This window comes from Calidifontibacillus erzurumensis (genome assembly GCF_013303125.1).
In the GTDB taxonomy this organism is placed as follows: Bacteria; Bacillota; Bacilli; order Bacillales; family Bacillaceae_J; genus Calidifontibacillus; species Calidifontibacillus erzurumensis.
The window spans coordinates 44,976-59,463 of the sequence record NZ_JABTTE010000020.1; the positions used below are offsets into that span (position 1 = coordinate 44,976).

Annotated in this window: 10 protein-coding genes; 2 read left to right on the forward strand and 8 right to left on the reverse strand. The window is 31.0% G+C overall.

Annotated elements, in window-relative coordinates:
- Positions 1–3,107 precede the first annotated feature (3,107 nt).
- On the reverse strand, positions 3,108–3,692 hold the full coding sequence (locus HR057_RS13265) for a hypothetical protein (protein WP_173731925.1): 585 nt from the start codon (positions 3,690–3,692) through the stop codon (positions 3,108–3,110).
- Positions 3,693–4,180: 488 nt separating this feature from the next.
- Here HR057_RS13265 and HR057_RS13270 point away from each other — a divergent pair, with 488 nt between their 5' ends.
- Positions 4,181–5,536, forward strand: a complete 1,356-nt coding sequence (locus tag HR057_RS13270) for a hypothetical protein (RefSeq protein ID WP_173731926.1) — start codon at positions 4,181–4,183, stop codon at positions 5,534–5,536.
- 146 nt (positions 5,537–5,682) lie between these two features.
- On the opposite strand, the gene HR057_RS13275 is transcribed toward HR057_RS13270, so the two are convergent.
- The 6 genes from HR057_RS13275 to HR057_RS13300 all read right to left on the reverse strand — a co-directional run bounded on the left by HR057_RS13275 (position 5,683) and on the right by HR057_RS13300 (position 11,744).
- Complete coding sequence (locus HR057_RS13275; RefSeq protein ID WP_173731927.1) at positions 5,683–6,078, reverse strand: type II toxin-antitoxin system death-on-curing family toxin; 396 nt, start codon at positions 6,076–6,078, stop codon at positions 5,683–5,685.
- A 2-nt stretch (positions 6,079–6,080) separates the two neighbouring features.
- On the reverse strand, positions 6,081–6,218 hold the full coding sequence (locus HR057_RS13280) for a hypothetical protein (protein ID WP_173731928.1): 138 nt from the start codon (positions 6,216–6,218) through the stop codon (positions 6,081–6,083).
- A 250-nt stretch (positions 6,219–6,468) separates the two neighbouring features.
- Positions 6,469–7,878 carry a Coenzyme F420 hydrogenase/dehydrogenase, beta subunit C-terminal domain gene (locus tag HR057_RS13285; RefSeq protein WP_173731929.1) on the reverse strand — a complete coding sequence of 470 codons (1,410 nt, stop codon included), beginning with the start codon at positions 7,876–7,878 and terminating at the stop codon, positions 6,469–6,471.
- Between the two features lie 25 nt (positions 7,879–7,903).
- The gene (locus tag HR057_RS13290; protein ID WP_173731930.1) at positions 7,904–9,442 is read right to left on the reverse strand and encodes an oligosaccharide flippase family protein; all 1,539 of its coding nucleotides are present in this window, start codon (positions 9,440–9,442) and stop codon (positions 7,904–7,906) included.
- A gap of 48 nt (positions 9,443–9,490) precedes the next feature.
- Entirely contained in the window at positions 9,491–10,627 is a 1,137-nt protein-coding gene (locus HR057_RS13295) for a polysaccharide pyruvyl transferase family protein (RefSeq protein ID WP_173731931.1), read from the reverse strand.
- Positions 10,628–10,703: 76 nt separating this feature from the next.
- The gene (locus HR057_RS13300) at positions 10,704–11,744 is read right to left on the reverse strand and encodes a glycosyltransferase (protein WP_173731932.1); all 1,041 of its coding nucleotides are present in this window, start codon (positions 11,742–11,744) and stop codon (positions 10,704–10,706) included.
- Between the two features lie 171 nt (positions 11,745–11,915).
- Here HR057_RS13300 and HR057_RS13305 point away from each other — a divergent pair.
- Positions 11,916–13,051 (forward strand): IS3 family transposase gene (locus HR057_RS13305; protein ID WP_407926128.1). Its coding sequence is split into 2 segments (ribosomal slippage): positions 11,916–12,150 and positions 12,150–13,051, totalling 1,137 coding nucleotides; the frame shifts between segments, so codons are not numbered across the junction.
- A gap of 310 nt (positions 13,052–13,361) precedes the next feature.
- Here the strand turns inward: HR057_RS13305 and HR057_RS13310 are convergent.
- A complete protein-coding gene (locus tag HR057_RS13310) occupies positions 13,362–14,303 on the reverse strand; it encodes a glycosyltransferase family 2 protein (RefSeq protein ID WP_173731934.1) in 942 nt (313 codons plus the stop codon).
- Between the last annotated feature and the right edge of the window lie 185 nt (positions 14,304–14,488).

Sequence of the window (14,488 nt, forward strand, 5' to 3'; positions counted from 1 at the left end):
AGAGCTGCTGAAGTTTGCAAGGTAAACAACATATTGTACGCTAAGCAGCAAAAAAATAAATTACATAAAAATTTTACATGCTGTTATTTCCCAATCAACATAAAATTCTTTTTGTTGACCTGAAAGTTGCTGTTCGGCAAACATATCCTAGGCTCATGCATTTATACTTTGGTAAATCAACAATATATTCCTTCCTGGGCAAGCTTTTACCAATGAAAATAAAATAATTTAAACCTTTTTGATTAAAAAATTCAAAAAGTTTTTTAGATATTCGTTTTTTAGATATTCCTGTGACGCCAACTTTAATAAAATCCCTTTACAATATAAAAAGGCACGGTAGCAATTAAACTGCTTATCGTGCCTTTTCTCCCGTAAAAATCCATTTGTATATTTAATTATTTTTATATTTGCAAGTACAAGTAAAACCAATTTTACAAAGGTAAATAGAACCTAAATCCATCCACAAATTAATTTCCAATTGAAGGACCATTCGTAAGATCATAACATAATTAAGTTTTTTTTATTTATTTTACTTTCAATCATTTTTTCATAAAATGCCGCTTCTTAAGTATTTTGAAATTTGCCATAAGAATCGTTTAATTAGCTAGTGTTTTAATAGTCCTTATTCTCCTACATTGTTGAGTTCTGATCCATAAATACTAATGACAATGAATTATCAAAACTGCAATAAGCCCCATAAAATAAACGATGTAAAGTTCATGATTATTGACTTATTGGATTTTGCTCTTAAACTTTAAAGATACCTCTAAGCTGAACGTGAAGTATATGGATAAAGAAAATTTCATTTATTTTATTTTCAAGCCCAGGTACCATATATGGTACCTGGGCTTAGGCTCTCCTATATTTTTAAATACCTGAAAGAACGTTGTATCAATAATTTGAATTGTTGATATTAAAACAGTTTTGAAAAGTTCGAGTATGACCTAATCGTTTCAAAATTTGTGGTAAACAAAGATGCGCCTAGTTGGATTTACATCAGTAGCACCCTAAAACCCTTTAACACTTTAAGGCTACTACAATTAAAATTGTTATTAGAAATATTACAATCAAATAAAATTTTACTTTTAACTTTACTGTTAATTTCAAACTTAATTTCATTATTATAAGCCTCCTTTAACTTATACTCATTAAACCTAAAAAAGTATTAAAGGAGGCCTAAGCCTTATTTAAGAAAATTTTACCATTTTAATACTTATATTGCAATATTAACTTTTTATTTTATAACTGTCTATAATGCACCAGTATTTAGTCATCTTGGATTCCAATTAAGGAAATTAATTCCCTTAAATAACACCTTGATCTCCCTAAATATCTCCTTTAATTGATGTTTATTTATTGCTCAATCACTAAATAAAGGGACAATTTTGCACACAATAATTATTACATTTGCAGCTCACGTTTATTTAATGCTGTCCATAAAAACTGCTAATAAATACAGGTAGACCTTAATAATGAATAATAAACAAAAAATTAACTGTATGATATTTAGATAAAATGAAGACTTACTTAAAACAAAAAATAAGAATTCCCGCTTCAATGCCCTATTACACAACGACAATTACAAATCAATTCGGTAATTTATCGCTCTTCAATTCGACAATTTCAACTGCTTTTGAGATATCCCAATGAAAGAGGTCTCCTTTAACATAGCGGAGAATTTGTCCAACGGCTGCCGGATCACTTTTTGAAACATCTCACGATCCCTTCGAAGTATCCGTTTCACTTGCTGTAGCAGATTTTTAAAACTTGTTTTGTTATGCCTTCACTTGAAAAAGCTTATTAGGTGATCCGAATCAGCTTAATCGACGGTACATCCGTTCGTACCAGTGCAAGCAGATACGGAAAACATTATGCGACTGAAGTAAGAATCGGATATTTAATTATTCCTGTTCACGCTATTTCAGTGATCCCGATGCTTCCTGGGGTTGGGATAATTACTGTGAGCAGTATTACTACGGGCGAAATCTTTATGTTTTTACCGCATCAGATAGCCCATATGGCTGCAGGTCTATTTAAACTTTTCTACGCTGATCGACACGATAGTACATGTTTTGTACCTTCACTGTTTTAAATGAAGCATTTGTATCCTGAATTACAAACAAAGAGTGCTTATTGGATTTAACGCATGATGCCCATTCCATTTACAAAGTTCTCCAACACTTCGATAAAAGTGCGACCATCGAACTAACCTAACGTAATACAGGAAAAAACAAACAAAAAAGTGAATTTACCTTCACAAAGGAAGGGATTCAAAGTTCCAAGCAAGGCACATCATGGCTTACGATGGATTTTGTAAAGATCAAAGCGACATTTATGGTGTTGCCCTTTGAAACGTAAGTCTTGTTGGAATGTAACGTGTAATACACCATGTTCCAATTCGGCTTACGACCGTGTTTTCTATACCTATGAATCCGAAATTCTTCGTTAATTTACCCGGATCCCTCAGTGATCCAATGCTTGGAAAAACGTTACAAACGGAAAACGACCGTTGAATCAACCAACAAGCGACTGAAAGATGATTATCTTTTTAAAGATAAAAAGCTTCGTAATACGCGAAATTAATATATAGAAGCCAATCTTTTATCAATGTACCTACACAAATATGCTTGGGTGAAAAATGACCAAGTCGATATGACAATATTGATTGAACAATGGACATGTGAATTTCATTAATTACAAAATTTAAAAAAATTAAAGTATGTTCCATATATTAAAAATGCCCTTGAAAAAGTTATTTGACATATGCATTTTTGAAAATAATTATGAGAAACAGCTAAAACCTTCTTTTTTTGATATTTTCAAACGTAGCATCAGCTTTTTTAACCCTAGTTTCCGAGAGACTACTAAACGTAATGTCACATTTGAAATTGTTAATAGTTTGATATACATTCTTGTAAACTCTTTAATTAAAATCCAATAAATGTTATTGTAACAGCACCAAACAAACCGAATAGAAGTTCACTTTTTATCAAAAGTATTACCTTTTCAGATCCCCTCCCATGCTCTACGAGAGGGGATTAAATCTTCTTTTATAAGTCCAAATAGTTTTGGTATTTTCAGAATTATAACCAATTTTTGGAATATTATTATGAAGCCAACTTCTTTATTACAGAATCCAACCTCTGGATATTTATTTCAATAACATCATTTGAAGCAACTGTTTCAATCTTACCCTCTGATAAATCCCAATATTCATAATTTTGAATTGATGCTGGTAATGGAACTTCACTGAAATTATCACATAAAACTCTAACTATACCAAATTCTTCACCAATATTTTGGCTCTTTCCATAAGTTAAAATTATTAATCGACTATTCTTTTTATCATACAAATATGCATATCTTACATTTAATTTATCATACCGACAGCCAGGTGTTGGAATTAATAGTTTTCTTTGCTCGTGCTTAAGTTCCCGAAAAAGGTTTTGATCATCACCAATAATCCCTAGAAAGTTTTCCAAAAAACTTGTAGTTAATCCATTCTTTTGTTCTAAATCAAGGAATTTTTGAATCGGTAAGCAAGATTGATGAACGAACGCTTGACAAATTATATTTTCTGCATTATTAATTGCCATTCCAAATGTTTTTCTTTGCTTTTGAGTAGCATTTGACGTCTTTCCATAATAAAGCTTATAAATTGGGTAAAAAGAATTTATTGGTTTACTTGCCAAAAAATTTTCCTCCTTTTTAATTTTTTTAGGAGGAATTCGGGATCTTTTATCCAATATTATTAATAAACGAAATACATATATGGGATGAAATTTTTCCCGAATTCCATGAAGTCCATTGTTTCTGCCAACAATGGGCTTTTTAATTTGGTGTTGAACGACGATGCCCTCTTACTTTCACAGTAGTATTACCAACCTTTCTTACATGAGGCTTAACTGGTACAATCTTTTTTCCTTTTTTTGTTTTTGCCATTCTATCACCTCCTCAAATTCTACTTTTTAAAAAGGAAAAACTTTCCTTAAATTAATTTTTATTATAATCTGAATTTAATTCTATGTCAAATTTTAAAAGATTGTGTGACACCTAGAAAAATAAGATTTTTTACTAAAAATAAACCTAATTGAAATTTATAGAATATGTCTATTATTTTTATTATAATAAAAGAAGAGTGACAAATTTATTTCTTTTAATTGAAAGAGGATTAAACATTATGGAAAAAAAACTTTCTCCTGAAGAACATTGCAAATTAATACTTGAGGAAAATGGTCCGCTTCTAGGGAGCGAACTAAATGAGCAATTACAAAATAAGTTACAAGTATCTGCTGTATATGCTAGAAAGATTATACAACGCGCTAATGCCAAAGGAATAATCCTTTCTACTAAACCAGTTTCTTTTCGACATGGACAATTTTTATATTATTTAAAACACCATAATATTTCCAACATACTGCCAAATTTTTTAAAACAACACCGCAAAGGGTTAAATCGTGTATTTTCAAGCCTACTTCATAATAAAGGAGAAATATTGCAAGACGAGGCATATAAAATAGCTGCTAGTGTTACAAATAATAATTTCTTTCCTAAAAACGAAACTACTGACAAAACTCTTCGTGATTTAAAAGAACTTACTATTATTGATAATGTAGAAACATATAACCATATTTCATTTATAAAAGCTTCAAAGAGGTTTTTTGGGCAGAAAGAAATTAATTTTGGATCAATTCGCCGTCATATGATAAATAGAATTTTTACTTTAGATGCTATAAGGTGGCTAGAGCAAACAAATCTTCTTGCATGGAACCAAAGCCAAGTATTTAATACAAATCAAAGGCGGGTGGATTTTAATGGTCATTTATGGGATGTAGTAGGTTTTACTTATTTATATGGTCACTATGAAGCAAAATTTGAAAGCAATCAATTGACAAAGATACCTTCATTTGTATTTATTGAGTCTATTTTCCACCGCCAAACCTACCTAGAAGACATTGAGGGTTTTGTTTCAAGAATTGAAATGCAAAGTGCAAGACTCAAAAATAATACGACAGGATCACGGATTACTCCTATTCTTTTTTATAGTTTTATGGACAAAGAGGCTTTTGATTATTCGAAAACCAAAGGATTAATGATGATAAATAGTAGGGGCTGGCTTGGGGAATATGCTCAAGAATTATTCGAATTTCTTGCTAACCCAACAGATAATGACCTACTAACAAAATGCGATTACTATTTGCAACTCCTACATGATCGAGGTTTTTACCAATCCCACTTAATGTATGAGTTAATGAAAATAAAGTATGCACAACATTTTATTTTGCAAGGGTGGAAAAACCGGCGACATGTTCATTATGAATTCAATAATGAGCTCTATTATTTTGACTGGTTAATGTACGATACAAACAATACTGCATATCTTTGTCTAATCCTTTCTAAGGATGAAAATATTAATCACTTTATTAATAATGAATTTCCAACATTCAAAAGTGTTTATAAATACTACAATAACGAACAAGAATTTAAGTGGATTATTTTTGATCAGGATGGAAACATATTAAAACAAAAATCTTAATAAAATCCCGCTACCATGTACTGCATGGCAGCGGGGGATACGGATAAAATCTATAATCTACTTCGCCTCAATAGGTAACTTTAAACATATACTGTGATTGCATTTTAACAATAAAAGGCCATTTCGCTTTATGCAAAATGACCTTTTCATTCTCTTTTGAACATATGATAAGCAATCCATTCCACAGCAACTTCAAATGGAGGCCTTGTATCATTATCTGCAAGAAGAATCATAAAACGAAATAATTCCTCGTCCTCAACAATTAAATCAAATCCATTGAGGTCTAAGAATGTGAAAGTAGACAAATAAGCTGTGCGCTTATTACCGTCAACAAAACAATGTCCTATTGCTAAATAATAAAGGTATACAGCCGCTTTCTCTGCAAGGGTAGGAAATCTTTCGATGTCCCCGAATCCAGACATTGGCAGAGCTAAAACACCTTCTAATTTACCTATTTCACGACCGGGTAATCCACCGTATTTTTCTAAGGTTAAATCATGTAATTGTTCTACATCTTCTACTGTAAGGTACTCTATATTCATATCTAATTTTTACTAAGTTTTTTAAGAGCTTTATCGTTTTGTTTTACAGCTTTAGCAAAGCTAGAAAGAATCTTCTTTTTACGATCAGTTGTTTGAGGTCTTAGTACTCCGTTCATTTCATCATTCCCCTTTTTTTTCATTGGACACCTCCATATAAACATTACTTATATACTGATATATGATAGGTTGTCCAATCTAAGAATTTTTAAACTAGACTCTAGCTAACTTTACTTTATTTTATATGATTTTACTAAAAATGAAAAGTCACACAGAAAAATGAAGATAATTACAGTGTCACCACAATTTTTGCAAAGAAAAAAAATAAAAACTTAATTTCTAAAATTTATAGCTCTTCAATTCGACAATTTCAAGATGTCCCAATGCAGAAATCTATCTTCCAATCCTCCTTAGTATTTCTCTTTTAATCTTTGAAAGTACTCTTCTTACAATTGATGGTGCTGAGAGTTTATTATATTTTTTAATCATTGGATCCATATAATCTATAAAAACTTGGAAGTTGTTTACCTGTTCTGCAGCTTTAAAAGCTTTAAAACTTTCTTGTGAAAGTTTTGTTCTTTCCTCATAAATTCTTTTTCTTTTCGAAGGAAGGTTGTTGTTTGATTTTACTCTTTTGGGTGGTCTCCATTCATTATTTTGGTCCTTGAGATATAATCGATATGCCAGTCCTTCTCTACGGTGTCGAAATCCCCCTGCTTGGGACTGATAAACTTTTTCAACACTAATTTCATCGATCCATAATTTATTTTTATTATTCTCAATAATTTGTTGAATAACCGGGTTTCTGACAATTATTACATTCGTTCCCATACTATCTTTTGTATATTCCGGCAGCCATGCATCCCCTACTGTTATGTCAGCAGTTTCCGCTAAAACATCGTCACAAAACTCACATGCATTATATTTGAATAATCCATGCCCCCAATTTGTTGTATATAAATGGCGTGTTGGGGAATTAAGTATCACTTCTTTCCCATCTTTCTCGCCAATGACTTCAACACCGTAATCACTTGCCAAGCGATTTTCTAATTTTTTTCTAAAATCTATTCCCTTTAAATATTTCGGTTCAATTCCTAATTGCCAGCCAATTGATTTTGCAAACATGTCACTTTTCAAATGTCCACATACTAATCCAATACAAAATTTGATTCTTTCACGTATGATTTCATCTTGTTCAGCCAATAAACGTACGCCTTTTATAAAACAAGGAATCCCAATTAATGCATACCTTCCTTCATTTTCCTTGACGAACTTTAGAACCTGAGACATTTCTACTGGATAATATTTGGATTTTGCGCCTTTAGATAATTCATCGTTATCACAAGAAATTTGGTATTTAAACAATACTTCGTCCTTTTGGTTTGCCGGCTTCACATGAATGATGCCGTCAACTAAATTCTCTTGTAAAAGCTTTGATGCAATCCAGTTGCCCACTCCACCGGAACTGCCTTTTTTACGAAAATCCCCTTCCTTAACATATCCAGCGTAATTTTTTAAATAATAACCTGTGTATTCATTAAATGAAATTCCTTCATAATCATCAAATAATTTTTTCCCTAGCTCTGATTCATTTATACTATGTGAAGAAAATGGACAAATTGAAAGAAAGTCGATATTTATTTCATCCATGCAATCTTTTATATTCATTAATGGCTTATATTTACCGTTCTCATCTAATTTCATGGCTAAAGGTGACCCTTCTATTGATGCACAAATTCCGCAGCCTATACAATAATCATTTTTTACCACCGTATTTATTAATTCATCTAACTGTTCTTTCATTAGGACACATCCTTGTCATCTTAATTCATGAAATACTACCATTTGGTTTTATCACCCTTATAATTTTCAGTTTCTTTAAAATAGGTAGTAGTAATCCTTTTTCATATGAATTAAATCCAAAAAACCACATGAATGTAAAATAAATAATTGAGAAAAGTATAATTTTCAAAATTAACATTAAAATGCTTACCTGTGGTATAAAAATATTTAACAAAAATCCTCCAACTAATGAAAAGAATGCAGGTATGGACATTTTTAAAATATTTTTCCAAAAGAGAGGGATATTAATTCCAATTCGATAAAAATAATAAAAATTCATTACAATTGCATTTCCGATTAGATATGATGCCCCTGTACCAATCGCTACACCGATCCCTCCATACAGTTTAGCCAACGGTATTGAAATGATAACATTAAAAACAGCAATCAAAATTAATACAACTGAGCGAAACCCTTGCAAATTCTTTGCTTGTAAAATCGAAAGCCCTAAATTTTGAATAAGTGGTATCGTAATAGGTATCATAATAATTAATACCATATAATAAGCACTGCTGTAATTTTTCCCAGCCCATAATTCAATAAAAGGACGCCCAAATAAAATAAAGCCGTACAAAATAAAGGATAAAATGATGTATTGTATTCTACCAAATTTAATCATTAATTTTGTAAAATCTTCATGACTTGCATTTTTCGCAACCATCATTGATACTTTTGGTAAAAAAAGCCCGCTGATAGCTGTAGAAAAAGTTAAATAGAGTTTTACAAATTGTAAAGCAATCGCAAAGACTGCGACTACCATCGTTCCTGAAACTGCTCCTAAAATAATTTGACCAGTGTTCCAATTAATTTGATCAACTATAATTCCTAAAAAAATAAAAAAAGAATAACCAAGAATTTCTTTCAACAATTGAAAATCTAATTTACCAAAATGAATCTTTATTTTTATATATTTAAAACAGTAAAAAACATTATAAAAAAGAATTGAGATATTGATAACCGTAGTCACTAAAACCATCATTACAGCACCATATCCCCAATATAATAAAGGCAAGGTTAATAAAGGATTCAATAAGTGCCGAACAATACTTGCAACCTTTACTACAATAAATCTTTCATATGCTTGCATAATAGAGCCAAATATCGATAAAGGGAAAGAAAGGGCAAAATTTATAATTAAGATGACAACCATAAGCTTTGCTTTTTCTAGTTCAGCTGCGGTTAGACTTTCTCCAAATATTTTTTGAACTGTATGATAAAGAACAACACCAACAAGTATCGTCAAGACACCTATAATCGAATATAAAAATAAAAACATTCCATTGAGCCTTGCTTCCGATTCCTTATCTCCAATCGCTCTATTCCTTGCAACATAACGAACGATAGCATTGCCTAGACCTAAATCCATAATACTAAGGTAAGCAGAAATAGAGCCAATCATCGCGTATAAACCGTACTCCGATTGGCCCAGTAATCGTATCATAATTGGTGTATATAAAAGAGCAATCCCTATCGTTATAAAAGTGGAAACGTAGGATAGAATTGCCCCCGCTTTCAGTTGACTCACATTACAACAACTTCCTTCTACTAAAAATGTGGTGTATTCTAACAATTTTTAATGTACATTTAAAGCCTCTTTTAAATAATCAAAAGCCTTCTTTCTCTCAGCTTCCAAAATGGGCCACACATGTGTGTAATCCGCTTCAAAAATCTCCTCCTTGCGAATGTTTTGCACATGCCTTGCTTCTAATTTAAAAGTTGATAATATCGTTTCAATTCTGGAATTCATTGATGGCAAATCCCCTGCTCTCTCAAAAACAATAAATGGAGTTTCCATTAATATTGAAAACACGACACCATGAAATGAATCCGTACAAAAAATGCTCGCCGAATGAATAAAATCGATAAATTCACTTGGGCCTGTTATATAAGTTTCCGGGTCTTTTATATCAACTAAATTAATTATTTGCAATTCATTTTCTTTCGCAATGCGATCTATTTTTTTGTTGTACTCTTTCGGTATTCCACCTAGAAAATAGGTCAATAAGTATTTTTTCTTAGGCTTTGTTTTAGCAGGCTTTGCAATGGAAAGCCACTTTTCCTTTGTCAACATCAATGTAGGATCAACCAAAACTACTGCATCTCGTCCAGTTAAATCTTTAATAATTTTCGCACCTGCATGTTCTCTTACTGACAAATAAGGAATATCAGACAACCATTGTTTATAGCGGTCTACATATTCTGGCGGAATTTGTGAAATCCCAAAACTAGGTGCATATGCAATTCGCTTATCTTGAGGTGCAAAGGCTAAAAAATCAATGGATGAACCATAACGAAAATAAGGATTCCACACTTGGTCACTTCCTGTAATAAAGAAGTCATACTGATTGGATAAGTCATTTGGAAGTTTCTTATCCGAAATTGAGAAATTTGTTTCTTTAATAAAGGTATTTGTAAATTCCTTAAAACTTTGAATTCTATTCTCTCTGAGATTAGAAAGTTTCCTTTTGTTAAAATAATTCGATAATTTTATTGTTGTTTTTGATAAAATTTCTGCCACTGACATTTCTTTGATTTTGTTCAATCTAGAAAATTTATTTACGTTATGCCAAGGATTCGGTTTAACAACTTCATGAATAATTGTCTCAACGGAAAATCCAATTGATTTTAATATTTCTTGTGTGGCATAATTTTGTAGTCTATTTCCGTAGTTGGAATAATCATTTATCGTTAATATCGCAACTTTTTTCATGCTTTACCTTCCTTAATCTTTCTAAATTTGACCCATAAAAGGAAGCTTTTTTCGCTTTTTGTCTTAGAATTTGATTTTATTGTTTTTTCAAAAGCCTCAGTAATGCACTATAATAGAAGTATAAAAACCAAGAAAACTCATTTTTTATTGCCTTTAATATCAATTTTTTTCTAAAAGTGTATCCATTTGTATTAATTTCTTTTAAAATATTTTTTAATAACGGATCTTTGCACAATTCTTTTATATATGCAACTTTATCAATTATATTTTTTTTATTTTCTTTTCTTGCTTCATTTGCGATAGCAGTTAAATACATACTAACATACCTAACATCCATTCTTTCTTTAACAATAGGATATATATTTTCTTTGCTCAATATTTCCTGTATAAAATAATACACTTTTAATTGAAGTTCCAACATATTCTTCCTATAGGAAGCAACAGCTGAATGACCATGCTGTAAATAGTGGTAATATGCTCCTCTATTAACTCCTACTTTTTTGCTTTTTAGTAATATTTCTATACAAAATAAAAGGTCTTCCATAAGCGGAATACCAACTTTAAATTTTAATTGATTCTTCTCTAGAAGGTCTCTTTTTGCAATGATCCTCCACACGCTTCCCATGATTGTTTGGCTTCCACTATTTAAATTGGAACTTCCAATCATATTGGCAATTATTTTTTTAATAATTTCTTCCCCTTCTAGATTATCTTTATTTATATTCATTTTAATAGGTACTGACTTCCCGTTTTTTTCAATAATGTAATCACACATACATACATCTGCATCAATATTTTTTGCTTGCTTGTAAAGACTTTCATACATATTAGCTTCAATCCAATCATCAGGATCAATAAACCCTATATATTCACCTTTAGCAACTTCCAAGCCAGCATTTCTAGCAGAAGAAACTCCACCGTTTGGTTGATCAATTACTACAATTCGTTCGTCTACTGCCCCATATTCCTTACAAATTGCTAAACTATTATCTTTTGATCCATCATTGACTAAGATGATCTGAATATCTTTTAGTGTTTGCTTTTGAATACTTTCGATACAGCGTCTAAGGTACTTTTCAACATTGTAGATAGGGACTATAATACTAATTTTAGTCATAATAATCTCCTATTTTTATTATTTATGTTTAAGTTTAAAATAATTTATGATATTAACAAATTTGATTATTTTCAATAGTAAACTTTTAGAAAAATTAGATGTAGTATAGATTTATGGACACAACTTGGTTAAGTCATTAATATTAAACTAACGAAAGGTTGTGTCCGAATCATGAGTCAAAAACGGTATAATCAAGAATTTAAACAAACAGTAGTTGAGCTTTATCGCTCAGGCACTCCAGTCAGTCAACTCTCTAGCGAATATGGTGTTTCAGAAGTAACGATTTATAAATGGATTAAGCAACTCTCTCCAATTGAATGTGAACAGGAATTAACTTTGGCTGATATAGAAGCCATTCAAAAGGAAAATCTTCGATTAAAACAGGAGATCGAAATCTTAAAAAAGGCTATGACCATATTCGCGAGAAAATAGATGAGCAAGAACTGATTGACTTGATTACAAAAGAAAGCGAACATCATCCAATCCAAATGATGTGTCGTGTTTTAAAGATGCCTAAAAGTACGTATTATCAATCGTTTCACAAGAAGCCGAATAGCTATCATGTCTCCAACGAACAACTGCTTGAACGAATTCGAGCAATCCATAAAGAAAGTAAGGGTCGTTATGGGGCCCCTAAAATCTTTGAAATACTTAAAAAAGAAGGCTATACAGGCAGTATCAATCGAGTTCAACGTTTGATGAAACAAGCAGGCATCCAATCATGTATTGTAAAAAAATTCCGCCCAACACCAACACAAAAACCCGTAGAAGAACGAGAAAATGTATTAAATCAAGATTTCAGTACAACAACAATCAACGAAAAATGGGTAGCTGATATTACATATGTCCATACGCTTCGTGATGGTTGGTGTTATCTAGCGTCCGTTCTTGATTTACATACAAAAAAAGTGGTCGGATATAAATTCTCTCGTACCATGACAACAGAAATTGTGCTGGAAGCACTTCAGAATGCGATTCAAGATCAAAAGCCCGATCCTGGTCTTATCGTGCATACAGATTTAGGAACACAATATACAAGTGAAGCCTTTCAAAAACTACTAAAAAAACATGAAATGGTTCCGTCATTTAGTCGAAAAGGATGTCCATATGACAACGCTTGTATTGAATCTTTTCATGCCATATTGAAAAAAGAAGAAGTGTATCTAACCAAATACGAAAGCTTTAAGACAGCGAGAATTGCGTTATTTCAATTCATCGAAGGTTGGTATAATCGCAAACGAATTCATGGAAGCATTGGTTATTTGACACCGGATGAATACGAAAAAATGTGCCGAATAGCAGCGTAAAACATGGGGTACAGAACACTTCCCCCTTCACATTTTTTTGGCACAACAGCCATGGGTTTATTTCTCCACGTCCCAAGTAGATTGTCAAAGGCTCTTTTCACTTTGACAATCTACTTGGGACGTGGAACAATCCATGAATGGTTGTTGTGCAAAAAAACTTAATCTTTTTGTGTCCAAAAACTTGACGTAGATCCATAGTTATATAAAAATGTTATTTTTATACTATTTAAAATGCTATCCTAGATATACTGACAACCAGTCTATCCCTTCAAGACATTTTAATAAATTGTTTTGGTTCAAAGGCTATAGATTATGACTTTTTCAATTTGTTTAACTTATAAATCAATAAGACTTTACTTAGATTTAATTTAACACTGCGTAAACCATTATTAAAACTAAATGTTAATATATAATCTTTGTATTTTTCAAAATAATTTAAAATATCTGTTTTATCCCAATTCTTTTTGATGGCATTTAATAATCTATATGTAATAACAGCTGAAAGGCGATAGTTAATTAATGCCTTTTTTAACTTAAGATCGCTATCAGCTCCAAGGTTTTGACACATTCTACTTATTGAAGAAAAATCTTTGTCTAATTTATCTAAAGAAAAAGAGGATAAGTTAGACTCATCACCCTTTCTGACATAATATGTTAAAAATTCTTTAACACAACAAACATTCTTTGTTTTTGATAACACTTCACTAAAAAATTCTACATCTTCCCCCCATGATACATTTGTTGGAAAATGCAAGTCATTTAAATGTAGCAACTTCTTTTTTATTAACCAACAGTTTGTATTAATTTTTACATTTTCTAAAATATAATCAATTAATATATCCCCTTCTTTAAAAACTGTTATAGAAGGGGATTTGCCCTTAGCGGTTACATTATAAAAACTACAATAACAAACATCAGCTTTTTTTTCTGAAATTTTTGAGTACATTTTTTCTAAAAAAGTTGAATCATAATAATCATCGGAGTCTAAGAAACTAATATAATTTCCTTTTGCTTTTTCTATTCCTTTATTACGCGCACTAGAAACTCCTGCATTTTTTTGATAAATATATTTAAACCTTGAATCAGTATTAGTATATTTTTCAATTACTTGTGCAGTTCTATCAACACTTCCATCATCAACGATAACTACTTCAAAGTCTTGAAAAGTTTGATTTATTAAAGAATCTAATGCAATATGAATCTTACTTTCGCGATTATACACTGGAATAATAACTGAAATTAATGGTTTCATAGTTCAACTCCAAAATTCTACTTTATATTACAAAAAAAGCTTACAATTCTACAAATTCTGGGGTTCTAATATTATTCTTAAATATGATTTTCTGTCTAAAAACGATTTAAAGTAAAAGAAAACTGTTTTTGGCAATTAAAAAATGTATTGAAATGGAAAACAAAAATATTCAATAATATGTATAA